Here is a 25,300-nt window from a genome sequence, read left to right as displayed (position 1 = left end):
CTCCAATTGCTGCTCTGCCAGCCTTTACCTTACTGCGGGGTACGTTTTGATTCGGTGACCCGGTTTCCTTTCTGGCCACCACGTTCGTTGAACAAAACCGAATGATTATCTCGTGAGGTCGTGCATCTTTGAAGCGTTCTGCAACGGTGCAGCCAAAGACCAACACCACCCAGCCAGCTCTCTGGCGATCGCGGTATTTGCTTTCACCGAGAGCTTGCCACGCTTATCAAACGCTATCCATCGGTCAGCAAGCCTGCGGTTGCCTTTCAGCGCTCGGCACCTCGTGGGTGAATCCACCAAATCCAATTGACGCTGCAACCGCACCCCAGGACGAGAATACGCTCGCTTATGTTGCCAAGCCGCTTCAACCAGCAACCTGCGCACATGCTTGTTCCCGGCCTTGGTAATCGGCCCTTGCGCCCGTTTCGTACCAGAAGAATACTCGCTGGGCGTCAACCCAACATAAGATGCAATGGTTGCCCCGGTGAATCTGGTCCAGTCACCGATCTCGGTAGCCAGCCCAAAGGCTGTGGTCATTTGTATGCCGCGCAAGCACATTAATGAATTGATCACCGCATTGTATTCGCAGGCTTGCGCTTGGGATTCAATGTGCTGGTCCAAGCGCTTCACATGCTCCGCCAAGGTCAAGACGAGCTCAAGATCGGCTTCGAATGCCATGTGCGTGGCTACCTGTTCGAAGCGTTGCTTCCTCAGCCACTCAAGATGAGCATTCGTCCATTTACTGCTGTCGGTGTATCGGCGGCCGTGCCGAAGCAGCAAGGCGTTGAGTTGCTGGCGTTGATGAGACAAGGCCTTTTGTGCCTGAGTACGGGCGCGGGATAAATCACGTAGAGCCTCTTGAGATTCCGAAGGGATGCGCACTTCGGTGATTTCGCCCAGGGACAGCAGTTTCGCTAATCCTTGAGCGTCGCGTTTATCGGTTTTCACGTGGTCCCCCGGTGCGCGCAGGAGTTTGGATGGGGCAGCGATGACGCAGTCAATGCCATTGGCGAGAAGATGCCTGACCAACGGGTAGCCGGTGGGGCCGGCCTCGTAGACGACTTTCGCGTCCGTGGGGAACTGCTGGATCCAGGAGCAGACGACTTCTGGATCCGAGCTCATCTTGGCTCGCTTAAGCTCACCGGTGGTGGTGTTCAGAGCGCAGGCGACAATTGTTTGGGCACCTGTTGCGTCATGTCAATACCTCCGGGAACTCTGATACGTTGCGTCAGATGAAAACCTCCGGGAAATAGGTTTCTCATTGTGATGCCTTTCTCGCCTGCCGGGCCGGCGACCCGGACTTAGAAACCGACAATTGCTCCAGATTGCCGGTCAGCCCAAGGATCTGCTGCGACAACGCCATGACCCGTATCTTCTTGAACTGAGCATTCATCCGAATCACCGGCATCTTCTTCACCGCCGAATGGACCACTGCACGCTGGTGAGGAGTCGCCGGCTTATCGTGGACCTTGATGACTTTGGCCCCTTTGCGAGTCTTGTGCAGTAGCTTCTGCTGCGGCAGAAGATAGTTCGTGAACACCCTGTCCAGCTCCCAAATCTGATTAAGCAGATCCAGTTCATCGACACTGTCGTACCGCTGATATCCCACCAGTTCACGCACCCTGGACCAGTTCTTCTGTTCCACGTGCGCCCCGTCGTTCTTGTTCCCTGACCGGGAGCGGGTGAACGTGATCTGCTGTTCTTCGCAGAATCGGAGTAATTCATGGTTGATGAATTCACTGCCGTTGTCGCTATCGATCCCAATGATGGGGAACGGAAAAACCGCCATGACGTGCATCAACGCTTCGAACACGTGCTTCTGCGCCTTGTTGCGCACCGACCGGTTCACCGTCCAACCCGTGCTGATATCTGTGACGGTCAGGGTGAAGCAGAATTCGCCTTGGCTATGGCCGCCTTCATGGCCAACCAAGTCGATCTCGACAAATCCGGGCACCGCGTCATCCCATTCGGCCCACGTGCGAATAGGAATTTGGGACTTGAGCAGCGAGCCGGGCTTGGTACGGGACCTGCCACGAAGGATCATCTTCCGACGCTCATTCGCCAAGCGCCGGTCGATGGTTGACGCGCTCATCTTGATCAGCAGCGCTGCTTGCTCGTCAGTGACGTCCAGTGCCTTCTCGGCGCGCAGCATCGGCACCAGAAACGGCATGGAAGCCGTCAGCAGTTTCGACGCTGGCCCACGCAGGACGGCCCAGCACAGGATCAGGCCCGGTTGCAGGTCGGCCGGGTAGGTCGGTTTCCTGCCTGCTCTGACGATTCGTGGCTTGGCGGGTTTCAGTGCTTCTCGCAGGGCGCAGCGGGCGTAGTCGCGGTGCCAGCCGGTGATTTCGACCAGTTCATCCAGTATCCGAGTTTTCCCGGCTTTATCGCCGAGTCGGTAGCTGTTCGCGAGTTGTTTGGTGACTTGTTTGCGTGCGCCCATTGTCAGTCCCATGGTGCTGAGCAGATACCCGCAGAGTCCGAGAAGCAAGAGGTACTTTGGCGGAGGTTTTCTTGTGACGCAACGTAGTATCTGTGCCGGAGGTTTTTTATGAGTCAACGCGGGGCATGGACATCCAAACCTATAAATGTATCCTGAATCATGTCGGGACCTCCCCAGTCTCAAATGTGGTGCTCCCAGTGAACACCCTTACAGCCATTGGCTGGAAGAGACAGTTTCACGGTGGGGTGACCCACGAATAGATTGAGTGGTGGAGGCCCCGACGTATCCCTTCACTGCATAGTGTCTAGCCGCAAGGAACTGACAGCGGGTGAGCCGAGAGCCTCGAACATGCTTGCCGAGATTGCCGAGGAGCTCTGCACTCCGATCGAACCCAGCACCACGAAAAGCGCCGCGCGGCCACCCGAATGTGGCGGGGCGGCCGGTTTGCTTTGAGCTTGGGAGTTCATAGGGGGACAACCTTTTTCGAGTCGGGGCCTCTCTGATTGAAGTGCAGGCAGGTCAGTTGGCCAAGAATACGGCGTGGAATTGTCACAATCCGGGTTCAGTTTCCAGCTACCGACGGGTAAGTGGGTGCAAAATCAACTAAATATGAAAAGATGAATCCATGGTTTTGGCACGATTGATTCTAGGGTTGCTTTGTTTGGCGCCGATGACTGGTTACGAGCTCAAGAAGCACTTTGACTCCTCTATTAATCACTTCTGGAACGCCGACAAGGCACAGATCTACCGCACGTTGGCGCAGCTGGTGGATCAAGGCTGGGCCACGGTGACCACCGTGGCCCAGTCGAATTATCCCGACCGCCAGGAGCACCACATCACCGATGCGGGGCGCGAGGCCCTGGTCGGGTGGCTTTCCAACGGCGCGGCCCACGGTGCCGAACGAGATCCGTTCATGGGCCAGGTCTTTTTCGCTGCCGAGCTGCCGCGCGAGGACATCGACCAGCTGCTGGTGGAACGCCGGGCCAAGACGCAGGCGATCCTGGATGACTACCTCTCGCAGCGCGAGGGCATCGATATGCGAGCTGCCGCGGACCGTCGTAGCTTCCTGATGGCCGCCACCTTGGACCATGCAATCCGACAGCAGGCCGCCGAGCTGGAGTGGCTCGACGCAGTATTGGAGCATCTGCCATGACGCTAGGCAAAGATCAGGGGCCCACGGCGAAGAAATTCACCCGCGAGGCTACCGATTACCCCGAGCTGCATCCGGCTCGCCGGCAGGCGGGGCCGCATAAGCACGAACAGACGCTGGTGTTCCTGCATGGCGGAAACGTCGGCAACTGGAGCTGGGATCCGCAGGTCCTGGCCTTTGGCGACTATAACGTCTTGACCTTGCACCTGCCGGCCTTCGGCGCGCGCAGCGAAGAAACCTGGCAGGGACTGGATTCCGCCGCAGACGATGTGGCGGCGCTGATCGCCGACGAAGTATCCGAAGGCGGAGTGCATCTAGTCGGGATGTCGCTCGGCGGTGTCATTGCCTTGCATGTGGCGGCCCGGCATCCGGAACTGATCGATTCGCTGTTGCTGACCGGCACTCCGGTCACCGGAGTTCCGGCCGCGGCACGTGCGGTGAACCGGATGCAGCTCAAGCTCATCGGCAGCGAATGGTACTGGCGGTTCCAAGCCGGCGCCTACGGCATGGTGGATGACGAAAGGGAGCTGTTCACCGAACACGGGGTGATGCTGAAGCCGGAGAATCTGCGCGCCATCATGGACGATCTGGATCCCGGAGGAGTGCCGGAAAGGCTCTCTGCCTACACCGGCCCGGTGCTCGCGCTGGCTGGGGGCAAAGAACCCAAACTCGTGCAGAAGTCTTTCGCGGCGCTCCGCGAGGAGCTTGGGCAGGCGGTGACCCGGGTGGTCCCGGGAATGCACCACCAATGGAATATTGAGAACCCCTTGCTGTTCAACTCCGTGGTGCGGCGTTGGATTACCGACTCGACGATCCACCCGATCCTCGTAGATCCGCTAACCGCCAAGCCATCGAAACAGCCCAAGGCTTCCAAGCAGGCAAAGCCCGAGCGCGCGGCAACTGTTGAAGCGCCCGCAGAAAAGCCGGAGCGAGCCTCAGCGCCGCAGTCCGCGGTCCCGGACGAGAAACCGAAAGCTAAAAAGCCCGAGAAGAAGTGAATGGCTTCGGCTGACAGCTAAGCGCGGTGCAGCTGCCCCCATTGATGTAGCTGCACCGCGCTTAGCCGGTCTATATTCAGGCTGCTAGCCAAACATCCGGTCCGAAGACCTCGTAGTGGATGTGCTGGGCTGGGACCCCGGCGGCCAGCGCCTGGCCGCGGACCGCGTGCATGAACGGCAGCGGCCCGCACAGGTAGAGGTGGCTGCCGGCGGCAACTTGATCGCTCAGGTCCATGAAGCCCGCGGTGGCCTCGATGCGTTCCGGAAGTTCTCCGCGTTCGAACCAGGTGCGCAGCTTCGCCTGTGGCAGCTGGGACAGCGAATCGAGCATCTGCTCGCGCAACGGCCAGGAGGCGTAGTCCCGGTCCGCATGCAGCACGGTGATTTCACGGGTCGAGCCGTGCGCCGCCAGGGTGCTCAGGGCCGCGGCGCTAGGAGTGCAGCCGATGCCAGCGGTGGCGATGACCAGCGGTGCGCCAGAAACGTCGATGATGAGGTCTCCATAGGGATTTGAAAGTTCGACTTCGTCCCCGACCTGCAGCGCGCCATGCAGGACCGGGCTGAACTCGCCAGCCACATCAAGTTTCACGGTGAACGTGCGCCGTGCGGTGTTCTCGATATCCGCGCTGAGCGTGTACTGGCGAACCTGGCGCAGGCCATCGGCCATCGGCATGCGCACCGAAATGAATTGTCCGGGCTTGGCTAGGGTAGCCGCGGTGTCATCGCCCGGCTCGAAGCTGAAGGTCAGCGAGCCGTTGGCAGCTTCGGTACGTTCGATGAGCCTCCACGGGCTGTAGACGACGTCGTTTGCCTGCTGAGCGTACAAGCCCTTTTCGATCTTGATCAGCGCGTGGGCCATCAGCCAGTACACCTCGCTCCAGGCCTCCGCGATTTCCTGGGTCAGCGCGTCGCCAAGGTCCTCGGCGATGGCGGCGAACAGGTGCTCATGCACGATGGGGTACTGCTCCTCGACGACACCGAGCGAGCTGTGCTTGTGCGCAATGCGGGCCAGCATGGTTTCGGGCAGCGTCGTTGGCGAATTCAACAGGTGGGCGGCGAAGACCGCGATGGAGCCGGCGAGAGCCTGCTGCTGCGTTCCGTTCTTCTGGTTCGACCGGGAGAAGATTCCGTCGAGCAGCTGCGGGTGAGCGGCAAAGAGCCGCTCATAGAATTTTGGGGTGATGCTGGAGATGCGCTGACCAATAATCGGCAGCGTGGCTTCGATGATTGGGCGGGACTGGGTTGAAAGCATCTGGTCTCCTTGAAGGCGGGAATAACTTGTATCTGAAATACAAGATTATGCTTTTAGTTCTACTCCTTGTAGAAGATGATTGCAAATCGATCAGGAACTTAGCGGAAGCCTTGGGCTTGGCTACGCGCCATGACGAACAGTGGGGAAGGGGAGGAGACTAATTGCCGGCGAGTTTTCGCAAATCTCTTTGACCGTCAACGGGTCTAGGGAAGCATAAAAGGCTTCTCTGGCTGCCCGCAATGCCAAGCGCAGCCGGCAACCGCCAGCCAGGGGGCAATCGTCCGTTGCGTCATGAGATGTGCAGTCCACGACATCTTCACGCCAATCCAGCCGGCGCAAGAGCGCGCCCACGGAGAACGCTAAACCTTGCTCGGTCATCTGCGCGCCACCATGACGCCCACGGGTGACGTCGATGAGGCCCAGGGTGCGCAATTCCAGTACGGCCTTGGCCACGTGGTTATAGGGAACCCCGACCAGGTCGGAAACTTCACGGCTGGTCAGTTGGCCTACGCCCGGTGCGCCTAGAACCATTACGGTTCGTAGGCACACGTCGGCGAAGGCGCTGAGTTTCATGAACTCAAGTCTACTGCTGGGTGTTGGCCCACACCGACTCGGCGGATTCCGCGGCAGGATCTTCGAAGGTCCACTCGCCGCCTGGTTCGGACGGCATGGCGTATGGCTGGACGATCGCCAGCGCCGCGCCGACCTTGTGCTCGGCCACCACATGGATGGCGTCGCGGTCATCTGCTTCGAGCAGCACGTCCGAGGCGATCGCAATCGCGTCGAAGTGGGTTCCCTGCTGGTTGAGCACCTCAACCAGATCCGCGGCCATGGCCTCGGTGTCGATGTCCGCATCCGGGTCTTCGGGGTTGTCCGTTGGTGGAACCGCGATCAGGCGCAGCTCTGGCTCGCCATCGGCTTCCGTGGGTTCCAAGGCGATAGCGAAAGGCAGGAAGACGCCCTGCTCCTCAAGCTGCTCGCGGGCCACACCCAGTGCGGTGCCCAAAACCTTGTTCAGTGCGTCCTTGACGGACTCGTCTAGTTCTTCGAGATTCATGGCTTTGACCCCTTTACTTGGTGGTGTTTGCTTCGCGCACGATTGCTAAAACCGTATCGCGAATCGGTTCGATATGCTGCGCCGTGGCGCCTTCACCGTTGAAACGCAGGAACGGTTCGGTATTCGAAGGACGCAAATTGATCCACCAGCTGCCGTCCTGTGCGCTGAAGGTTGTGCCATCCAGCGTGCTGACGTCCACCGGCTGGCCGGCAAAATGCGCTACCACCCGAGCGATGGCACCAGCCTTGTCCGCGACCTCCGAATTGATTTCCCCGGTGGCAACATAAGGCTCGTATTCCCGGCCCAACTCGGAAAGCGGCAGCTGCTGCTCACCCAAGGCCGCCAACACGTGCATGGCAGCGAGCATGCCGGTATCGGCATTGTAGAAATCACGGAAATAATAGTGAGCCGAGTGCTCACCGCCAAACACCGCCCCCTGGACCGCCATCTCGGCCTTGATGAACGAATGACCCACACGGGTCTCCACCGGAACACCACCGAACTTCTGCACAAACTCGGGCACCGCCTTGGAAGTGATCAGATTGTGGATGACCACCGGTTGCTGCTCGCCCTCGGCCTGCACCCGTGCGATCTCCCGGACCGCCACCAAGGCGGTAATCGCCGAAGGAGACAACGGCAGGCCGCGCTCGTCGATCACGAAGCAACGATCCGCATCCCCGTCGAAGGCCAGCCCCAGGTCCGCGCCGTGCTCCAGCACCGCCGCCTGCAGATCCTTGAGGTTTTCCGGTTCCAGCGGGTTGGCCGGATGGTTCGGGAAGGTCCCATCGAGGTCGAAATACAGTGGCACGATCTCCAGCGGCAGGCCGGGAAGGACCTGATCTCCGAGAACCGCGGGCGTGGTCAAACCGCCCATGCCATTGCCGGCATCAACCACCAGCTTCAGCGGGCGGATCGCGGAAAGGTCCACCAGGTCGCGCAGGTAGCCTGCGTAGTCGGCCAGCACGTCGCGTTCGCTGACGGTGCCCTGGGCGCCGTCACCGGAAATCGGCAGGCCCTCATCCAGGTACTGCTGCGCCAAGTCGCGAATGTCGAAAAGCCCGGTGTCCGAAGAGATCGGCCGCGCCCCGGCCTTGGACATCTTGATCCCGTTGTACTGGGCGGGGTTATGGCTGGCGGTGAACACCACGCCGGCGGCCCTGTGCTTGCCGGAGGCAAAATAAAGTTCATCGGTGGAGATCAGGCCGAGCATCACCACATTGGCGCCGCGGTAGGTGGCGCCCCGGGCGAAAGCCTGGGCAAAAGTCGTGCTTGACGGGCGCATGTCGCCGCCAACGAGGACATCCTTCCCGGCCAGGGACAACACGTCGACAAAAGCGGCGCCGATAGCTTCGACGGCTTCGGCATCCAGGCTTTCACCGACTACGCCTCGCACGTCATAGGCTTTGAAACTCTGGTTCAGGTCAATTTCTTCACTCACAGCATTCAGACTACCGGTTTGGCGGTGCCAGGCGGTGGCGAATGGCCAGTTAGTACATGGGAAATGGCTTACACTTCCACGCGGTTGTACCCAATGCGCGCCGAGGAGAACAAAAACGTGGGCCGATACTGAAATACTGTGGATATGGAAGCCACACAGCACAATGATCTGAAGAATCTCGCGCTGCAGAAACTGCGTGCCCTCGTACAGCATCCCGAGGCACAGTTTCACGACGGACAGTACGAAGCGATTAGCGCGCTGGTCGAAGAACGCCGCAGGGCGCTGGTGGTGCAACGCACCGGCTGGGGTAAATCTGCGGTGTACTTCATTTCCTCGTTGTTGTTGCGTGAACAGGGCTTCGGCCCCACCCTGATCGTCTCCCCGCTGCTGGCCCTGATGCGGGATCAGGTGGCCGCGGCAGAGCGTGCCGGAGTGCGGGCCGCGGCAATCAACTCCGCCAATGTACTCGAATGGCGCGAGATTCTGTCCAAGCTGGAACGCGACGAGATCGATGTGCTGCTGGTTTCGCCCGAGCGCCTGAACAATCCCTCTTTCCGGGAACAGCAGCTGCCGATGCTGATGAGCCGCCTGGGGCTGTTGGTGATTGACGAAGCCCACTGCATTTCCGACTGGGGACACGATTTCCGCCCCGACTACCGGCGCATTCGTGACCTGATCAACCGTCTCCCGCAGGGCCTGCCGGTGCTTGCCACCACCGCAACCGCGAACTCCCGCGTGGTGCAGGACGTGGCCGAACAGCTCTCCGGCGGAACCCAAGAAGTCTTCACCTTGCGCGGCACGCTCGCCCGCGACTCGCTTCGCTTAGGGGTGCTCCGCCTGCCCTCGCCCCGAATGCAGCTAGCCTGGCTGCTCAGCCACATCGACGACTTCCACGGCTCGGGAATCATCTACACCTTAACCGTCTCTGCCGCCGAAGACATCGCCCGGCTGCTGCGCGATGCCGGGCATCCGGTTGCCGCCTACACCGGACGCACCGACATAGAAGAACGCGAAAAACTCGAACGCGCGCTGAAAGCCAATGAAGTCAAGGCGCTCATCGCCACCAGTGCCTTGGGCATGGGCTTCGACAAACCAGATCTGGGCTTTGTCATCCACGTGGGGGCGCCAAGTTCACCTGTTGCCTATTACCAGCAGGTCGGTCGCGCCGGTCGTGGCAGCATCAATGCCGATGTCTTGCTGCTGCCGGGCTCGGATGACGCAGAAATCTGGGACTATTTCGCTACCAGCTCCATGCCCGACCAGAACCGAGCGAACCAGGTCCTGGAGGCCTTGGCCCAAACCGACGGGGCGATGAGCGTGCCAGCTCTGGAAAGCGCAGTGAACCTGCGGCGCTCCCCGCTGGAGCTGCTGCTCAAGGTCCTCGCCGTAGATGGTGCCGTCGAACGCGTGGCCGGCGGATGGATGCGCACCGACATGCCTTGGGCCTACGACGCAGAGCGCTATAAGCGAGTGGCGCAAAGCCGGGTGCATGAACAGACCCTGATGATTGATTATGAGAACACCCGGGGTTGCCGGATGGAGTTCCTCACCAAGGCGCTTGACGACCCGGAATCAGCCCCTTGCGGACGCTGCGATAACTGCGCTGGCACCTGGTTCGATGACCACATCCCGGATGCGTCCAAAGACAACGCCCAAGCCGCCCTGGTGCGTGCCGGCGTCCAGATAGAACCACGCAAGCTCTACCCCTCGGGTCTGCAGCGACTGGGGCATTCGCTGAAGGGCAAAATCCCGGTGGATGAGCAATTGGCCACCGGCCGCTCGCTGGCACGACTGACCGACCTAGGCTGGGGTAACCGCTTGCGTCAGCTCTTCGCTGACCCGGTGGACAAGCCAATTGACCCCGCCATGCTCGAGGCCTGCACCAAGGTGCTGGCCGAGTGGAACTGGGAACAGCGTCCGGTCGCCGTACTGGCGATGCCCTCGACCAAGCGTCCACAGTTGATCAGTTCGTTGGCTCAGGGGCTGGCGCAGATCGGCCGGCTACGTTATCTGGGGCAGCTGGAATACCGCGGGACGCCGCCACAGGGCGGACCGGGCGGTAACTCGGCCTTCCGTCTGGCAGCCGTGGCAGACGCCTTCGAAATTCCTGCACAGATCGATCAACTGCTGTCCACCGCACCGGGGCCGGTGATGCTGGTTGACGATCTCGCCGACTCCCGCTGGTCCTTGGCGATGGCGGGCCGTGCATTGCGGATCGCCGGAGCACCGGGTGTTTTGCCTTTCACTCTGGGCATAGCAGGGTAATTGCACAGTTAAACGAAGTAGTCTGGATGTATGGAGATCGTCATCTGGCTCGTTGTTGCTATTGCTGTTATTACCCTCGGTTACGTGTGGCTTCAATCTGTCCGGAAGAAAAATACTACTCAGATTTCGCAAGCTATCAGTCGGGAAGCAGCGAAGGATGCAAACGCGAAGCTCGATGACAGCTCACGCAACGCCATCTATCGGAACCTTGCTAAGGGCGACGTCATGGGGGCCGTGCAGAATTATCGTGCGGTAACCGGTGACACGGTAAAGAACTGCGTGATCGCAGTGCGTAGCCTCGACGCTTATCCGCAGACCGCGCCGGTTAAGGAACTGCCGGTTGATGAAGCCGAAATTCAGGCGCTTCGGGACAAGCTGGAAGCTCAGATCGCCGATTCCGAAGAGGACTCGGGCGTAGCGACGTCTCCGGCCGTTGCCCCGGAAGCCGATGAGGATAAGTCTGAGGATTTGTGGGTAGTTCCCGAAGAGTGGAGCAATCAGTTTGGCTCCGAGCAAGAACATAGTGCCACGCATTTTAAGATGGCCTTCGAAGTTGAGGGAGAGGCGCACGAGTTCTCCAGCGAAGAACTGCCACCCAACGAATACGATCAGCTGTTCTCGATGCTGCGGGACGAGAACTTTTCTGGTGCCGCCGAAATCCTGCACGGGCACACGGGACTCCCCGTCGAAGACCTTGAACGCATGATCTCTACTTCGCCAATTGCCGGGCAGAGCTCGCAGGGGAACGTGGCAGATTTCCGTTTCGAAGGCCAAGGGCCAGATGGACCGGTGCACTTCGACGCGGCCGACCTGCCCGAAGCGGAACGCGAAGCGTTATTTGACGCCATCGCGCACACCGACCTTGAACGAATGTCCGAGATCATTGTGCGCCACACGAAATTGCCTGACGACATCGTGCAAAACATGCTTCGCACCTTCGTGAAGCGCAAGGACTAGATTCGTCGCCGATTTCGTTGCTTCGTGCTCAATGGATGGCTATCGTGAGGAGATACCAGCCAGTTCAATCGCTCACGAAAGGAACCTGACCGTGGATCCAAGTGACAAGGATGCGGACAAGACCATACCTCCGATCGGCGATGATCAGCAGCAGAACGAGCAGCTAAATGAAGAAGCCGCAGCTAAGCTGCGCGAGACGGAAGAACGGATCAAGGAAGCCGCGCACGATGTAGAGCGCGACCTGAAATGATCATCGCAAGCCCCTGAACTTTCGGTCCAAGAGCCGAGTTCGGGGGGTCTTTGCGTTAACGCGCCAATACCGGGTGAACATCCGGAAGCAGCAGTTCTGCAAAGACCTAGAAGAAAAGTAAAACCCCCTAGTCACCTAGGGGGTTTTGGCGGACACGGGGAGATTCGAACTCCATACCCTAAACCGGCCTTTTCATGGATTCTAACGCATGATTCCGGGGCAAAACCACCCAAAGCGCACCTAATCACCAAACCGCATAACACGCATGATTGGTGAGGTAACGCTATTTCCCTAACGGGGAGAGCACTACGTTCCAGCGTAGACAAAACGAAAGCCCCGCTGCCCCTGACCTTAAAGCCAAGAATAGCGGGGCTGTATCGAAACGGTTAGTTAGTGGAACCCGAGCAGGTGGCCATGTTAGTGCCCGACTGCTTGGTAACACTTTCGCCGTCAACCAAAATCTCGCAAGAGACTTTCTGATCCGTCATGTAGTCGCTGTTCTGGACGATCAAAGATGCTGCGTCCCAGCCAGTGACGGTAGTGTCCGTAGTCCATTCACCAGTGAAGGTTTCGTTCGAAGTACCCGAGGTTTCCCCAAAAGTTGCATCAGCCTCGTTTTCCGAAGTTGCCTTGTAGGTGATCACGGACTCTTTGTTGATCTCCTGGTCGATTGCATCAACCGCCGCCACAGTGCCAGCAGTAATCACGCCAGCAATAATGATGGATGCGAGTCCAAGGATCGCGCCTGCAATGGATGTTCCTCTTGGGCGATTCTTCTTTAGTGCTCCGATGATTCCGAGGATCAGCGCCAGACCTCCGAGGGCGAACGCGACCACGCCAATGAGCGGGATGAATGCAAAAAGGACGGCAATGATGCCGAGAACTAGGGCCGCAACTCCGAGGCCGTTGCCTTGCTTGACGAGTGTTTGCTGAGTCATTTTGTCTCCTGTGCGAGTGTTTGTGGATCGGGATTTACCCTATCTGAATGATTGCTGTATGTAGTCATTTTTACGTACTTCTCAACGATTTGAGACCGTAACGTTATCCTGTTTCCAAGCTGTCGATCAAAAAGTGTAAGCTTGAAGCAATTTCTCATTTGAACAAACTTTCGACTCAGGGGGAGGAGAAGGAGTGTCCCAAAGCGCCGACCAGAAGGCGAAGAGCACCCCGCCCGTAAGCGGGCCTATAAGCCTCATATCGTCTTCGGTAAATTGATCGACTGGCACGTGCCCGAGGCCTTCGAAATCGATTCGGTTGTGCCCTTTACGCCGCTTGATCGTGTACTCACGGGCGTTGACTAGATGCTCGATATGGGCGTGCGCTACTTCTTCAAGAATGGGAGACTTGGAGGTTTGAAGGAGTAAAGTTATCTCGGCTTTTTTGGTGTCTTCGCCTACGGCTTCGAGCAGCTTTTTCCATAGGGACCGCTTGGCCTTCGTTTTTGAAACATTGGCGTTGACGTGTGCCATTGTCCAGTCATTCGACCTGGTAGCTGGTAATTTGACCCTTGGTGTTCTTGCGGGGATTTTCGCCGATTACGGGAGAAGGCCCAGTAACATTCTCCTGTTACTAGGCCTTCTTTGGCGGACACGGGGAGATTCGAACTCCCGGTCGAGTTTAACCCCGACACTTCATTAGCAGTGAAGCCCATTCGGCCGCTCTGGCACGTATCCATCCGCTGTTTCCAGCAGAATCTAGCCTACCCGAACATGGTCGAGTGTTCCAAAACGAGAGTGTTAACGTACCTGTCGCCACAGGAATTCGTAGCTGGTAGCCAACATTCTGGCGGTCGATTCGTTGTCGGTGGAGCCCGCATGCCCGCCGTCTTCCGGTTCGTGGTAGCGAACGTTGGCGATGCCCTTGTCGATCATTCTCGCCGCCATCTTCCGGGCTTGAGAGGGACCAACGCGGTCGTCGGTGGTGGTCGTCCAAATCAGCGAGGCCGGATAGCCATCGATCGGATGCGGCTGATCATCCAAGCGATGCAGTGGGGAGAACGTGCGCAAGAACACCCAGTCCTGCGGAACGTCGGGGTCTCCGTACTCGGCAATCCACGAGTGTCCCGCCGCCAGCTGGGTATACCGTTGCATATCCAGCAATGGCACACCGCAAGAGATCGCGCCGAACAGCTGCGGGTAGCCGGCAATCATATTGCCCATCAACAGGCCACCGTTGGACCGTCCGGTCGCCGCCAGACGGGCACGTCGCGTCACTCCGCGGGCGACCAGATCTTCGGCTATGGCTGCAAAGTCTTCATAGGCACGATGGCGGTTTTCGCGCAGCGCCGCACGATGCCAGTTGGGGCCGTATTCGCCGCCGCCTCGAATGTTGGTCATGACGTATACCGGCAGGCGCCCATTGCTGGAGCGTCTGCTCAACCATCCGGCTCCCATCGCCGGGGCATAACCAGGTGTCATGCTGTGCTGGAAACCGCCATAGCCGTCCATCAACACAGAATTTTCGCCGTCGAGTTTCAACCGTGCATCGGCAACCTGGAAGTAGGGCACACGGGTCCCGTCCTTGGAGAGCGCGAAGTGCTGCGTCACGCTAAACCCGGCAGCGTCAAAACGCTCCGGAGATCGCTTGACGACCTCTGCCTCCGCTCCGATCGACCCGCGAAATAAGGTCGTAGGGGTGGTGAAGCCGGTGACCGTCATCCAATAATCGTCGGCGGTCGCGGCATCCTCATCGTCCACGGCACCCACCGAAACGCTGAGCATCGGGTCGGCGAGCGGCAGCGATGTTTCGGCAAAGTTCGCGCGCAGATCAAATATCCGAATTTGTGCGGCCACATCGTGTAGCACCGAGACCAGCAGGTAGTTGGCGGTGAAGTCCATGCCTTGCAGGGAGGTCTTCGCATCCGGTTGGAAGATGACCTTCTGGATGCGGCCGTCGTTCAGGAAATCATCGAGTCTGCTGATTGCCAAGGAGCCTGCAGGAATGAGTTCTGCATGATGTTCCCAGTCGGTTTGCGGGGCGAACAACACCCATTGGCGGTGCAGGCTGACCTGCACATCGGCCGGGACCTCAATATTATGGTGGGTCCCGTCGAGGATGACGCCGGTGCGTGAGTTGTAGAAGTCGATGGCATCGGTAGTCACGATGCGTTCAAAGCCCGGGGCCGAATCGAAATAGCAGAAGGCCGCCACATGTTCTTGGGCAACTTCAAAAATGATCTCGGCATCTTCCAGAGCTGAGCCGCGGGTGAGCTTCCGTGCGGTGCGTGCATAAGTTGAACGTGTCGTATCGGACTCGTTGGTAGCCGAAGCGACCAGCAACGTATTTTCATCGATCCAGCTTGCCGAGGTCTTTGCAACCGCGAGGTCGAAACCATCATCGATGAAGCACAGGGTTTCCAAATCGAATTCGCGCACACGTACCTGATCTCCACCGTCCGGGCTTAGCCGGATGAGTGCTCTACGGTGCGGCTCTCCTTCTGCCGGCCGCAAAAACGCAGACCCGGCGAAGTGCCATGGTTCGCCCTGCTGCATTGCATAGCCGTCCATGTCCAACAGAATTTCCCACTGGGGATTCTCGGTGCGATATGAATCCCACGTGGTACGGCGCCAGAGGCCCAGACGGTGCTCGGCATCACGCCAGAAGTTGTAGTAGTAGTCTCCGCGCTTGGTGACCATCGGGATGCGGTCCTGTGAATCCAGTACCCGGCGAATAGCTTCGACGCTTTGTGAAAAGTCGTCATCGTGAAGTTCGGCTTCGGTGCGTTGAGTTTGAGCGCGAACCCAATCCAACGCGGCATCACCGTGGGTGGCTTCGAGCCAGGCATAAGGATCGGTCGTTTCCAGGGAATCAGACGGGGTTGAATGCATAGCCACAGTCTATGCATTCAAGGTAGATCATGCGCCAGCGCCGCTCATTTGAATTAGGGCCGCAGCTTTTGCCGGGAGGCTGGGGCACTTGATGGCGTGACAAGTTGCTTCTAGGCAATAATCTTGGAAGGTGAGCAACTTCTGGGAAGAACCCCAACCACAGTACAACGTCGCTATAGTTGGCGCTGGCCCGCGCGGTACCAGCGTCATCGAACGCCTAGCTAAGCTGGCCGTCAAGATGCCCAAGCTGGCTACCTTGGTACGCGTAACGGTGTTCGACCCGCACCGCCCGGGATCTGGGCATGTTTGGAATCCAAAACAGTCGCCACACTTCCTGATGAACACCCCTGCCTCATTTCCTACGGTAGCTCCCGAAAGGATCGCAGCTGAGCCGGGGCTTAGCTTCCGACAGTTTGTTGAGGCCAATGGGGATGGACTCCGGCTCGAAGAGCGTCAAGCCGCCGCGCTGCGCGCCACGCAACCGGGCACCTACCCGCCACGGGCAATATACGGTCGCTACCTGGAGCACGTGTATGACTCGTGCGCTCGCGTGCTTGATGAGCATCCGAATTTCGTGTTGAACTACATCCGCGCTGAAGTGTTGGCGGTTCGCCCGCAGGAGGCTGGCTACCGACTGGATTACCGGTCCTTTGCCCAAGGAGATCCTGGCACCGGGCAATTGGAGTGCAACAGCGTGGTTTTGGCATTGGGGCATCAGAATGCTGAATTGAACCCGTGGCAAAAACAGCTGCAACGGGCAGCCGAACAAGCTGGGGCCACTTATCTGCCGCCAAACGTTCCGGCAGATGTTGACTACTCGAACTTCAAATCAGGCGAGTCGGCACTGCTGCGCGGAATGGGGCTCAATTTCTTTGACGGCATGGCCGAATTGACTAGCGGCCGCGGAGGAATTTTTAAAGAAGTGAGCCAAGACCCGGGACACCGATTTGAATACATTGCCTCGGGGAAGGAGCCCAAGCTGATCGCCGCTTCGCGTCGGGGAACTCCATATTGGGGGAAACCGGTAGTAGAAGAATTTATTCCAGCGGAAATCACCCTGCGTTTCTTGCACGCCGAAGAGCTGATCGGAAGGGTCGCCGAAGCTCGTCATTCGAATCCGGACGCCGCCTTGAGCTTTTCCCGCCATATCTGGCCCCAGCTGCACCGCGACATACTGTGGGTCTACTACTCAAAATGCGTCACCACCGAGGCGACCGAATCGACCGCGGACGCCAGCCGGATACTAGCTGGATTGGAACGGATCCTCGAAGCCGAACACCACGAAGGCAATCAGGTGTGGCTCAGCGAACTGCGCGACTACATTGATCAGTTCCCTCATCTGAAATGGTTGGACATTCCGGCTTTGGCCCGACCTTTTGATCAAATTGGCTTCGGTTCCCATGAGCAGTACCAGCAGGCTGTGCGCGACTATCTCGTTGGCAATGCGCAGCACAGTTCTGCCGGGCTGCGCGACCCGCTGTCCTGTGCCATCATGACGATGAATGCCGGGCGCATGGTTATTAAGGATCTGGTAACCAAGGGGATCTTGGACGAGCAATCCCGAATTGACGAAGTGCAGGCCCACTTTGAGCCGCTGGTCGAGGGCCTGTCCTCGGGGCCACCCCTGGAACGGATCGAACAGCTCCTGGCACTGTCCCGCGCAGGTCTGGTGAGCTTCATCGGGCCAGAACCCGAGTTCGGTTTCGACGATGTGGGCGGGAAATTCACTGTTTCCTCGCCGTGGGTAGATACCGAGATCTATGGAGCGAAGGTCTTGTGCGAAGCGATGATGCCCAGCAACCGGGTACTGCAGAACAACACCCCACTAATGACCCAACTGCTAGCAGACAAGGTAGCCCGTGCACATACCTGGCGCAATGCCGAAGGCGAACTGATGGCGGGATCCGGATTCGACGTGGTGGGCGAGCCCTACCGGCTGATCAACGCAGACGGTCTGCCCCATCGCGGAATCTTCGTGCTCGGCTTGCAGCTTTCTTCGGCACAGTGGGGCACTGCAATTGCGGCCCAGGCCGGAGACCCGACGCACCCGGCCGCGCGAACCTTGCACGATGCGGAGCAGGTGGTCATCGAGATTGCCCGCATGGCGGGAGTCAATCTGGAGGAACTATTGGCGGGTAGCTCAAAATAAGAAAGTCTGGGGCAGTAGATCAATTGATCTACTGCCCCAGACCGCAACGCGGATGGTAAGAGATTTGAACTCTTGGTACGGGGTTACCGCACACTGGTTTTCAAGACCAGCTCCTTAGGCCGCTCGGACAACCATCCAACCCGAAAAACTATACGCTATGAGTAAGCCAAGAAGGGAATCGACATACATGAGTGACACGATGCAGGCCTACATCTACGCCGGCGCAGGGGGACCAGAGGTGCTTAAAGCACAGGCTCGCCCAATCCCGGAAACAGCAGATCATGAAGTACTGATTGAGGTTACTGCCTTCGGCCTGAACCGGGCAGATGTCCAGCAGCGCAAGGGTGTTTACCCGCCACCTGCCGGTGCCAGCGACATCCCAGGGCTGGAAGTTTCCGGAACCATCGCCAAGGTCGGCAAGCAGGTCACCGAATGGAACGTTGGAGACCGCGTGGCAGCTTTGCTTGCAGGAGGAGGCTACGCCCAGTACGTCAATGTTGAATCCTCACATGTGCTGGCAGTCCCTGCCCAGATGGATCTAGTCGAAGCTGCGGGGCTCCCCGAGGTGGCCGCTACCGTCGTCTCAAATATCTTCCTTGAGGGAGCGCTCAAGGATGGAGAAACGATTCTGGTCCATGGCGGCTCCGGTGGAATCGGATCTATGGCAATCCAGCTGGCGAAGGCCGCCGGCGCGACAGTGATTGTCACCGCTTCGTCTGAAGACAAGATCGCCTACTGCAAATCGCTGGGCGCTGATGAGGGGATCAACTATCGCGAAGAAGATGTGCTGGAACGGGTTCGCGAATTGACCGCGGCCAAAGGTGTTGACCTGATCTTGGACGTGGTTGGTGCGAAGTATCTGGCGATGAACGTGAAGGCGCTCGCCGTGGGCGGCCGCATGGTCGTCATTGGTTTGCAAGGCGGCGCCAAGGCGGAACTGGATTTGCGCATGCTGATGTCTAAGCGTGCCAGGGTTATCGGCACCACGTTGCGTGCTCGTCCGGCGAACGAAAAGACCGTAATCGTCGAGGAAACTTCAAAACGTATTGAACCGTTGCTGGCAGAGGGGAAACTCAGTCTGAACGTCACCAAGATTTATTCTTTCGAAGCCCTCGTCTCGGCGCATGAACATTTTGATTCGGGGACGCATCTGGGAAAAATTGTCGTGCGGGCTTGATTTATCCATACCTCCTTCGCGTAAAGTGACCCGTGGTATTACCACGTGACTCGTTCCACAGGAACTAGTTATCCACATCACTTGAAAGATTCCGAGGAGGCTACTCCCAGTGAGTACCCAAGAAGCCCTGCCGCCGGCGGGCGTGGACCCAGAGATTGTCGAACGCGAAGATAAGCGGTGGACTCCGTTGCGCATCGCAGTCTGGGTTGTCATTGCATTGATCGGCGGCGTGGCTTGGTCCATGCTCGCATTCTCCCGCGGTGAAACCATCAACGCGATCTGGTTCGTTTTCGCCGCGGTGGCGACGTACCTGATCGCTTACCGGTTCTATGCGAAGTTCATTGAGCGCAAGATCGCCAAGCCGGATGATTTCCGGGCCACTCCCGGCGAGTATATGAATAACGGCCGAGACTTTGTGCCAACCGATCGACGTGTGCTTTTTGGGCACCACTTCGCGGCAATCGCTGGAGCCGGGCCGCTAGTTGGGCCGATCCTCGCAGCGCAGATGGGCTACCTACCGGGAACCATCTGGATCATCCTCGGTGTAGTTCTGGCCGGGGCGGTGCAAGACTACTTGGTCTTGTTCTTCTCGATGCGCCGTGGTGGGCGTTCGCTGGGCCAGATGGCCCGTGAAGAGCTGGGCCTGATTGGTGGCACCGCGGCGTTGATTGCGACTCTTGCCATCATGATCATCATCGTTGCCATCTTGGCGCTGGTGGTTGTCAACGCGCTGGGGGAATCCGCCTGGGGCATCTATTCGGTGGGTCTGACGATCCCGATCGCGCTGTTCATGGGGATCTATCTGCGCTTTATCCGCCCAGGCAAGGTACTGGAAATTTCGGTCATCGGCTTCGCGCTATTGATGTTCGCTATCATCTCTGGCCGTTGGATCGCCGAATCGGCGTGGGGTGCTGAGTTCTTCCACATGGAACGCACCACCATTGCATGGGCGATCATTGTTTACGGTGTCATCGCTGCGGTACTTCCGGTCTGGCTGTTGCTTGCGCCGCGCGACTACCTGTCGACCTTCATGAAGATCGGTGTGATTGGACTGCTGGCCGTGGCCATCGTCGTCGTCCGGCCGGAGATCAGTACCCCGGCCTTCTCCGAGTACGCCTCACGTTCAGACGGTCCGGTCGTCTCCGGTTCACTGTTCCCATTCTTATTTGTCACCATCGCTTGTGGTGCGCTCTCCGGCTTCCATGCGCTCATCGCCTCGGGAACCACCCCGAAGCTGGTCGAGAAGGAACGCCAGACCCGCTTCCTGGGTTACGGCGGCATGCTCATGGAGTCCATGGTGGCCATCATGGCATTGGTTGCGGCGATCTCCATTGATCGCGGCATCTACTTCGCGATGAACTCCTCCGCAGCCGCGACCGGTGGCACCGTGGAGACCGCGGTGGCCTTTGTGAACTCCTTGGGACTAGCCGGCGTGGACCTAGTTCCAAGCCAGCTGACCGAGCTGGCGGCCAACGTGGGCGAACCATCGGTGGTTTCGCGAACCGGTGGCGCTCCAACGCTAGCGGTCGGCATTGCGGTGATCATGAATCAGTGGTTCGGTGGCGTCGCCATGATGGGCTTCTGGTACCACTTCGCGATCATGTTCGAAGCACTGTTCATTCTGACCGCGGTAGATGCCGGGACACGCGTGGCTCGCTTCATGCTGCAGGACGCTATCGGTAACTTCGTTCCAAAGTTTAAGGACACCTCGTGGCGCCCCGGAGCCTGGATATGTACGTTACTTATGGTGGCCGGATGGGGTTACATTCTCATTCTCGGAGTCACCGACCCCCTTGGCGGCATCAATACGTTCTTCCCGCTGTTCGGTATCTCCAACCAGTTGCTTGCTGCTATAGCTTTGGCGGTGGTCATGACGATTGTCGCCAAGCGCGGTAACTTCAAGCACCTGTGGGTCATTGTGCTCCCGCTGGCGTTCGCCGTCGTGGTCACCTTCGTCGCCTCGTGGCAGAAGATTTTCTCCACGAACACCAAGGTTGGCTACTTCGCAAACCACAACGCGTTCAAGGAAGCCTTGGCCAACGGTGAGACTTCCTTCGGTTCTGCAAACGGCGTTGAAGCCATGGAAGCCGTCGTGCGCAATACCGGTGTGCAGGGCTGGCTTTCGGTGATCTTCCTGGTGCTATCGGTCATCGTGATCGCCGCGGCGGTAGCCGAAACCGTCAAGGCGAAGTCCCATGGCGGCGGAAAAGACACCGAGGACCCATACACGGAATCGAAGATCTTCGCTGCACAAGGCCTGATCTCCTCGCCCGCAGAAAAGGCGCTCGAAACTCAGTGGAAGAACGTTCCAGTAAGCCAACGCGTGAGCCGTGGCGGACATTAAAATGGAAAAACTTCGCGAAAAGCTCGGCCAAGCTAGACGTTTCATGGAAGGCGTGCTCGGTGCAGATAAGTACCGGCACTACCTGGAGCACTTGGCTGATACCCATCCCGAAGCCGAACCGATGACGGAACGCGAGTTTTGGCGCGAATACACCAACTGGCAAGAGCGCAACCCGCAAGGTCGCTGCTGCTAATTGGAGGGTGACACGAAGGAGCCTTGGAACTGGATTTCGAGTTCCAAGGCTCCTTTTCACGTCAAGCGAAGCCACGAAGCTGGGGAGTTTTGAGCAGCGACCGGTAGTCTGGTACTAGTCATTTCGTAGCGACCTAGCAAAAAAGAGTGTGATGGGTTTTTTCTCGCGTCTGCGCGAACAACGCGCAACAAACCGTGACCTTGGGCAAGGCGTATGGCGCCGCGCCCATGACAGGTTCGTGCGCTCTTTGGACCGCGTTTTTCAGGTCTTAGAAGGAATCGAAGACAACGACCTGTATAACGAGGTAGTTACGCGAGCTAATGAGCTGGCAGATCTGCTCCCGCAGGTGCGTCAGCTGTGCATCGATGCCCAGCGGGTGACGCCAAGCGATGACGAGCACATTCCGCAATCCACCTCCAAGGTGCACCGAGCGCTGACCAAGTCAGCCAACGACTTAGCCGCGACGGCTCAGGCAATCGCGATGATGCGAATGCAGGCCAAAGGTGGAGCGGAAAACAATATGCAACCGATTGAACACCGTGCACAGATCGTCAAAGACGACATTTCGCACGCAGCCAAAATGCTGGCTGACTTGAGCTGAACCGTTAAAATATGGTGCCTTTCACCTCAAAGTCCGCTCCGATGCACTAAATTAGTTGCATGATCCAAACTATTCCACAATCTAATTTCCACGATGGCAACTGCATCGACCAGATCGGTTACGGCGTCTGGAAGGTATCCGATGCCGATGCTGAGATCGCAGTTGGCAAGGCGCTGAAAGCCGGATACCGCCATATCGATACAGCCCGTATCTACGGCAACGAAGAAGGCGTGGGGCGCGCAATCGCCAACAGCGGCATTCCGCGTGGCGAAATCTTCGTGACCACTAAAGTCTGGAATTCCGACCAGGGCTACGACAAGACATTGGCGGCGGCCGAAGCTTCCCTCGAACGTTTGGGAATGAACCACGTGGATCTTTACCTGATTCACTGGCTGCAGCCTCAGCGCGGCACCTATGTGGACACGTGGAAGGCCCTGATTCAGCTACAGAAAGATGAAAAGGCGACCTCTATCGGCGTCTGCAACTTCACCATTGAGGCCATGGAAGAGCTCTATGAGCACACCGGTGTGCGTCCGGTGATCAACCAAGTTGAAACTCACCCGTACTTCCCACAGGCCGAGTTGCGCGCTTACGAAGCTAAGCATGGCATCGCCCACGAATCATGGTCTCCACTTGGCCACGGCGGTGAGCTCTTGACCGACCCGGTCATTTTAGGGATCTCCCAAAAGCATGAGGCCAGTGCCGCGCAGGTAGTCATTGCTTGGCATTTGGCTTTGGGCAACGTGGTGATTCCAAAGTCAGTCACCGATTCGCGAATCATCGAGAACCTCGAGGCAATCGAGTTGAAGCTTGATGACGAGGACCTTGCTGCGATCAATGGGTTGGATCGTGGTCCCGAGGGGCGCATCGCGGCAGATCCGGCCATCTCAGACTTCGAATAAATCCGAATCTGCAGAGCATTCAATTTTGGACCCTGGTTTCGGCAAGAACCAGGGTCCTTGCCTGCTTGAAACCAAGAGCGGTTGTCGAGATCCTCACTAGACTGAGATCGGCGCCGAATACCCCCGCTGAGGCGAAACGCCGTCAGGCGTTCGGCGCAAGGCAGATTCTCACTTCATCGGGTGCCGAAGCCGCAACTTCCAGACGGTGCGGTTCCCCGGTAAACATGATCGGCCCAGGATGGCTTATGGCGCCCGGGCAAGCCGGTAAAGCGCGGGATGTCCGTCGCCCATGGCTGAAGTCCCAATCGTGCTCGTTCGCTCGGCGCTATTTTTTTTGAGGCGTCTGACGAACGATGGCATCAGAACTCCTCGCAGCCGACAGCTGAAGCTATGCGCATCGAACTGTGCGCAGGCTTATCTCGTATTTGGTTGACTAAGCACGTGTTCACGTCGGATGTCCGCGCATAGCGCTTTTCCTGCAAGATCGCGGGGCTGCGAATTAGGCTCCCGTGAGCGTGCCCGTATCGCGGAGCCTGGTGACCGCCGCCTGGCTTAGATTCGTATAATCAGCGATCGGGCTTACCGCAACCCCATTGTCTAATGCCTCAAGGATCGAATTTTCGAACTCTGCGATGCTCTGCTGGGCGTCTGCCAATTCGGATTCGGCTAGTTCGGCGTTTCCTTGGGAGGCACGCTGCAAGTGTGCCTGCACCGCCAACATTGACCGTGTAGCGGCTTGAATCCGCGTCCAGTCATATCCCGCTGCCGGGGGCGCATCGTTGCCGAAAACAATCATCCAGTCGTTCATCGAATATTCCCAACCGGGGGAAACCTGAGTTCCCCGCTCTTTGAAATGGACCCTACCTTCGTGAATAAACGGTGTCGATGTGTGACCGTTCAGCCGAGGTGAGAAGAGGCGAAGTTGAATCTAGAGAGGCCGGCCTTGGCGCTTTGCTTAACGTTTACTTGTGTAGGCAGGTTCATCGCCAGCGATTATCCGAAGTAGTTTAGGGTAAAAGATGCATGATTGATTATCATTGCAGCGATCAGAATAGAAAAATTAAGGATGACTTATTGCCTATGAAAAAACCGGGATATGACACCCTGATCTATTTTTGGTTGAGCATCGCGCTGAGTTTCTTAGGATTCTTCCTGCAGTTCTTCGGGGCTCAGGTGGCATTTCGAGACGGGGATCCTAATCCCATGGCGCTTTCACCATTCGGGATCGCCTCGACTGGCTGCTTCGCATTGGCCTTCATATTTGGGCTCGTCGTCATTCATAAAACCATCGCCATGTTGATGTTTTTGGTGCAGAAGAAGCCGTGATGAGCGAGGCTCGGCGTCCCAAGACAGCGAAAAACCCCGGAAGCACACGGTAACACCGGTGTCCGGGGTTTTTCTTCACACGGACCGTGGCGGATTTGAACCGCCGACCTGCACTTAACGAGACAGACGAAAGCGACACTTAGGGCGTTTTAGCGGTTCCATGGGGCCTAGGAATCGGGCTATTTGGGCTATGAGTCTGTGGGATTTCAGTATTCACCCGGCAGCATGTGCACTTAATTGCACACACAGAGGCCGTAGCTGCCAAGATCAGGACGGTCGCTAGGCTTCGCTAGCGCGCAGCGCGAACTATGGCCGAATCCCCGGTGCTCGCATGGAATGGGCAAAGTAACTCTCTCGCTATCTGTCGCCTGACCTCGTTACACTCGTATCGAAACCTTTTGGAGGAAACCTTGTCCCGTGCAATTAAGCGTATTGTCGGCAATGTCAGTGTTCTAACTGCGCTCGTCGCTTTGGTTGCCGTGCTCGTGTTCGCTGCTACGAGCCCGTCGTTTTTGAAGAATGACGCGAAACTGACCGCCGAAGCCAACGCCGGCACACCAATAGTTCAGGCAAGAACGACACCAAAGCCGACACCTACGTCGAGTGCGACACCGAGCGAGACGGTGTATCCCACAAGTTCAGACGGTGTAACTATTCGACCGTGGGAAGATATCCAGATCGCGGGATACCTAGAGAACAACGGCGCCAACAGTTTCAAGGGCTGGTCGGAAGGAACGCCTCAGCGTGCAACGGATTATTGGGAGTCCGAGACTGAGGGTGAACTGACAATTATCGTGTCCGATGATGGCTGGACAGAAAGCGACATGGAGGATTATGCCCGGTCGTTCATGTCATTTTATGGTTGCAATTCTGATGAAGTCGAGCGGGTCACTGTTGAAACCGCTGGCGGCGACGTGAGCGCCACCAGATCAGGCTGTTAACGCGCGAAACGTGCCCCACCCAAAAAACTT

At 58.0% G+C, this 25,300-nt stretch carries 23 protein-coding genes and 2 tRNA genes; 13 read left to right on the top strand and 12 right to left on the bottom strand.

The features are described 5' to 3' along the window. Window positions 1-105: 105 nt before the first annotated feature. Together ACT3UA_RS06900 and ACT3UA_RS06895 are read right to left on the bottom strand one after the other, a co-directional pair. Entirely contained in the window at window positions 106-1,173 is a 1,068-nt protein-coding gene (locus tag ACT3UA_RS06900; protein ID WP_096285363.1) for an IS110 family transposase, read from the bottom strand. A gap of 85 nt (window positions 1,174-1,258) precedes the next feature. After that, on the bottom strand, window positions 1,259-2,455 hold the full coding sequence (locus ACT3UA_RS06895; RefSeq protein WP_444615727.1) for an integrase catalytic domain-containing protein: 1,197 nt from the start codon (window positions 2,453-2,455) through the stop codon (window positions 1,259-1,261). Window positions 2,456-3,068: 613 nt separating this feature from the next. Here ACT3UA_RS06895 and ACT3UA_RS06890 point away from each other — a divergent pair. Both ACT3UA_RS06890 and ACT3UA_RS06885 read left to right on the top strand, forming a co-directional pair. After that, on the top strand, window positions 3,069-3,596 hold the full coding sequence (locus ACT3UA_RS06890) for a PadR family transcriptional regulator (RefSeq protein WP_096285361.1): 528 nt from the start codon (window positions 3,069-3,071) through the stop codon (window positions 3,594-3,596). Then, complete coding sequence (locus ACT3UA_RS06885; protein WP_096285359.1) at window positions 3,593-4,591, top strand: alpha/beta fold hydrolase; 999 nt, start codon at window positions 3,593-3,595, stop codon at window positions 4,589-4,591. Before ACT3UA_RS06890 ends, ACT3UA_RS06885 begins: the two co-directional genes overlap by 4 nt. Window positions 4,592-4,667: 76 nt before the next feature. On the opposite strand, the gene ACT3UA_RS06880 is transcribed toward ACT3UA_RS06885, so the two are convergent. The 4 genes from ACT3UA_RS06880 to ACT3UA_RS06865 all read right to left on the bottom strand — a co-directional run bounded on the left by ACT3UA_RS06880 (window position 4,668) and on the right by ACT3UA_RS06865 (window position 8,338). Then, the gene (locus ACT3UA_RS06880; RefSeq protein WP_096285357.1) at window positions 4,668-5,843 is read right to left on the bottom strand and encodes a globin domain-containing protein; all 1,176 of its coding nucleotides are present in this window, start codon (window positions 5,841-5,843) and stop codon (window positions 4,668-4,670) included. Between the two features lie 120 nt (window positions 5,844-5,963). After that, a complete protein-coding gene (locus ACT3UA_RS06875; protein ID WP_096285355.1) occupies window positions 5,964-6,416 on the bottom strand; it encodes an RrF2 family transcriptional regulator in 453 nt (150 codons plus the stop codon). Between the two features lie 10 nt (window positions 6,417-6,426). After that, window positions 6,427-6,900: a hypothetical protein gene (locus tag ACT3UA_RS06870; protein ID WP_096285353.1), complete on the bottom strand. Its 474-nt coding sequence runs from the start codon at window positions 6,898-6,900 to the stop codon at window positions 6,427-6,429. Window positions 6,901-6,913: 13 nt separating this feature from the next. Next, window positions 6,914-8,338 (bottom strand): phosphomannomutase/phosphoglucomutase, encoded by a 1,425-nt coding sequence (locus tag ACT3UA_RS06865; RefSeq protein ID WP_096285351.1) that lies wholly within the window; start codon window positions 8,336-8,338, stop codon window positions 6,914-6,916. A gap of 144 nt (window positions 8,339-8,482) precedes the next feature. On the opposite strand from ACT3UA_RS06865, the gene ACT3UA_RS06860 reads away from it, so the two are divergent. The 3 genes from ACT3UA_RS06860 (at window position 8,483) to ACT3UA_RS06850 (ending at window position 11,810) form a co-directional block, all read left to right on the top strand. Further along, window positions 8,483-10,603, top strand: coding sequence for a RecQ family ATP-dependent DNA helicase (locus ACT3UA_RS06860; protein WP_096285349.1), 2,121 nt, complete (start codon window positions 8,483-8,485; stop codon window positions 10,601-10,603). Window positions 10,604-10,633: 30 nt separating this feature from the next. Then, entirely contained in the window at window positions 10,634-11,560 is a 927-nt protein-coding gene (locus ACT3UA_RS06855; protein ID WP_096285347.1) for a hypothetical protein, read from the top strand. 91 nt (window positions 11,561-11,651) lie between these two features. Then, window positions 11,652-11,810, top strand: a complete 159-nt coding sequence (locus tag ACT3UA_RS06850; RefSeq protein ID WP_176484140.1) for a hypothetical protein — start codon at window positions 11,652-11,654, stop codon at window positions 11,808-11,810. 386 nt (window positions 11,811-12,196) lie between these two features. Here the strand turns inward: ACT3UA_RS06850 and ACT3UA_RS06845 are convergent, their stop codons facing one another. From ACT3UA_RS06845 to ACT3UA_RS06830, 4 genes are all read right to left on the bottom strand, one after another. Beyond that, window positions 12,197-12,748 (bottom strand): DUF308 domain-containing protein, encoded by a 552-nt coding sequence (locus ACT3UA_RS06845; RefSeq protein ID WP_096285345.1) that lies wholly within the window; start codon window positions 12,746-12,748, stop codon window positions 12,197-12,199. A gap of 126 nt (window positions 12,749-12,874) precedes the next feature. Then, window positions 12,875-13,279, bottom strand: coding sequence for a hypothetical protein (locus ACT3UA_RS06840; protein WP_096285343.1), 405 nt, complete (start codon window positions 13,277-13,279; stop codon window positions 12,875-12,877). Between the two features lie 112 nt (window positions 13,280-13,391). Next, window positions 13,392-13,483 (bottom strand) — tRNA-Ser (locus tag ACT3UA_RS06835). A 63-nt stretch (window positions 13,484-13,546) separates the two neighbouring features. After that, window positions 13,547-15,637 carry a prolyl oligopeptidase family serine peptidase gene (locus tag ACT3UA_RS06830; protein WP_444615722.1) on the bottom strand — a complete coding sequence of 697 codons (2,091 nt, stop codon included), beginning with the start codon at window positions 15,635-15,637 and terminating at the stop codon, window positions 13,547-13,549. Window positions 15,638-15,767: 130 nt separating this feature from the next. Here ACT3UA_RS06830 and ACT3UA_RS06825 point away from each other — a divergent pair, with 130 nt between their 5' ends. Continuing rightward, window positions 15,768-17,786: an FAD/NAD(P)-binding protein gene (locus ACT3UA_RS06825; protein WP_096285339.1), complete on the top strand. Its 2,019-nt coding sequence runs from the start codon at window positions 15,768-15,770 to the stop codon at window positions 17,784-17,786. A gap of 49 nt (window positions 17,787-17,835) precedes the next feature. On the opposite strand, the gene ACT3UA_RS06820 is transcribed toward ACT3UA_RS06825, so the two are convergent. Further along, window positions 17,836-17,923, bottom strand: a tRNA-Ser gene (locus ACT3UA_RS06820). A gap of 62 nt (window positions 17,924-17,985) precedes the next feature. Between ACT3UA_RS06820 and ACT3UA_RS06815 the strand changes: the two genes are divergently transcribed. From ACT3UA_RS06815 to ACT3UA_RS06795, 5 genes are all read left to right on the top strand, one after another. Further along, on the top strand, window positions 17,986-18,963 hold the full coding sequence (locus ACT3UA_RS06815) for an NAD(P)H-quinone oxidoreductase (protein WP_096285988.1): 978 nt from the start codon (window positions 17,986-17,988) through the stop codon (window positions 18,961-18,963). Between the two features lie 109 nt (window positions 18,964-19,072). Beyond that, a complete protein-coding gene (locus tag ACT3UA_RS06810; protein ID WP_255248398.1) occupies window positions 19,073-21,307 on the top strand; it encodes a carbon starvation CstA family protein in 2,235 nt (744 codons plus the stop codon). Between the two features lies 1 nt (window position 21,308). Continuing rightward, on the top strand, window positions 21,309-21,500 hold the full coding sequence (locus tag ACT3UA_RS06805) for a YbdD/YjiX family protein (protein ID WP_096285335.1): 192 nt from the start codon (window positions 21,309-21,311) through the stop codon (window positions 21,498-21,500). A 151-nt stretch (window positions 21,501-21,651) separates the two neighbouring features. Continuing rightward, window positions 21,652-22,101 (top strand): hypothetical protein, encoded by a 450-nt coding sequence (locus ACT3UA_RS06800; protein WP_096285333.1) that lies wholly within the window; start codon window positions 21,652-21,654, stop codon window positions 22,099-22,101. Between the two features lie 59 nt (window positions 22,102-22,160). Further along, complete coding sequence (locus ACT3UA_RS06795; protein ID WP_096285331.1) at window positions 22,161-23,003, top strand: aldo/keto reductase; 843 nt, start codon at window positions 22,161-22,163, stop codon at window positions 23,001-23,003. Between the two features lie 499 nt (window positions 23,004-23,502). Here the strand turns inward: ACT3UA_RS06795 and ACT3UA_RS06790 are convergent, their stop codons facing one another. Continuing rightward, window positions 23,503-23,811 (bottom strand): hypothetical protein, encoded by a 309-nt coding sequence (locus ACT3UA_RS06790; RefSeq protein ID WP_096285329.1) that lies wholly within the window; start codon window positions 23,809-23,811, stop codon window positions 23,503-23,505. Between the two features lie 215 nt (window positions 23,812-24,026). Between ACT3UA_RS06790 and ACT3UA_RS06785 the strand changes: the two genes are divergently transcribed. Next, complete coding sequence (locus ACT3UA_RS06785; protein ID WP_141393512.1) at window positions 24,027-24,329, top strand: hypothetical protein; 303 nt, start codon at window positions 24,027-24,029, stop codon at window positions 24,327-24,329. A 410-nt stretch (window positions 24,330-24,739) separates the two neighbouring features. Then, window positions 24,740-25,270, top strand: coding sequence for a hypothetical protein (locus tag ACT3UA_RS06780; RefSeq protein ID WP_141393511.1), 531 nt, complete (start codon window positions 24,740-24,742; stop codon window positions 25,268-25,270). The last annotated feature ends 30 nt before the right edge of the window (window positions 25,271-25,300 follow it).

The organism is Glutamicibacter sp. 363, assembly GCF_052379505.1.
Lineage (GTDB): Bacteria > Actinomycetota > Actinomycetes > Actinomycetales > Micrococcaceae > Glutamicibacter.
This window is presented reverse-complemented; position numbering and strand designations above follow the sequence as displayed.

Excerpts from the sequence above, each read along its gene's own strand:
- ACT3UA_RS06855 (WP_096285347.1), top strand. The coding sequence starts at position 10,634 with ATGGAGATCGTCATCTGGCTCGTTGTTGCTATTGCTGTTATTACCCTC.
- ACT3UA_RS06795 (WP_096285331.1), top strand. The coding sequence starts at position 22,161 with ATGATCCAAACTATTCCACAATCTAATTTCCACGATGGCAACTGCATC.
- ACT3UA_RS06845 (WP_096285345.1), bottom strand. The coding sequence starts at position 12,748 with ATGACTCAGCAAACACTCGTCAAGCAAGGCAACGGCCTCGGAGTTGCG.
- ACT3UA_RS06875 (WP_096285355.1), bottom strand. The coding sequence starts at position 6,416 with ATGAAACTCAGCGCCTTCGCCGACGTGTGCCTACGAACCGTAATGGTT.
- ACT3UA_RS06870 (WP_096285353.1), bottom strand. The coding sequence starts at position 6,900 with ATGAATCTCGAAGAACTAGACGAGTCCGTCAAGGACGCACTGAACAAG.
- ACT3UA_RS06895 (WP_444615727.1), bottom strand. The coding sequence starts at position 2,455 with ATGGGACTGACAATGGGCGCACGCAAACAAGTCACCAAACAACTCGCG.
- ACT3UA_RS06830 (WP_444615722.1), bottom strand. The coding sequence starts at position 15,637 with ATGCATTCAACCCCGTCTGATTCCCTGGAAACGACCGATCCTTATGCC.
- ACT3UA_RS06890 (WP_096285361.1), top strand. The coding sequence starts at position 3,069 with ATGGTTTTGGCACGATTGATTCTAGGGTTGCTTTGTTTGGCGCCGATG.
- ACT3UA_RS06805 (WP_096285335.1), top strand. The coding sequence starts at position 21,309 with ATGGAAAAACTTCGCGAAAAGCTCGGCCAAGCTAGACGTTTCATGGAA.
- ACT3UA_RS06885 (WP_096285359.1), top strand. The coding sequence starts at position 3,593 with ATGACGCTAGGCAAAGATCAGGGGCCCACGGCGAAGAAATTCACCCGC.
- ACT3UA_RS06790 (WP_096285329.1), bottom strand. The coding sequence starts at position 23,811 with ATGAACGACTGGATGATTGTTTTCGGCAACGATGCGCCCCCGGCAGCG.
- ACT3UA_RS06880 (WP_096285357.1), bottom strand. The coding sequence starts at position 5,843 with ATGCTTTCAACCCAGTCCCGCCCAATCATCGAAGCCACGCTGCCGATT.
- ACT3UA_RS06815 (WP_096285988.1), top strand. The coding sequence starts at position 17,986 with ATGCAGGCCTACATCTACGCCGGCGCAGGGGGACCAGAGGTGCTTAAA.
- ACT3UA_RS06860 (WP_096285349.1), top strand. The coding sequence starts at position 8,483 with ATGGAAGCCACACAGCACAATGATCTGAAGAATCTCGCGCTGCAGAAA.
- ACT3UA_RS06800 (WP_096285333.1), top strand. The coding sequence starts at position 21,652 with ATGGGTTTTTTCTCGCGTCTGCGCGAACAACGCGCAACAAACCGTGAC.
- ACT3UA_RS06785 (WP_141393512.1), top strand. The coding sequence starts at position 24,027 with ATGATTGATTATCATTGCAGCGATCAGAATAGAAAAATTAAGGATGAC.
- ACT3UA_RS06840 (WP_096285343.1), bottom strand. The coding sequence starts at position 13,279 with ATGGCACACGTCAACGCCAATGTTTCAAAAACGAAGGCCAAGCGGTCC.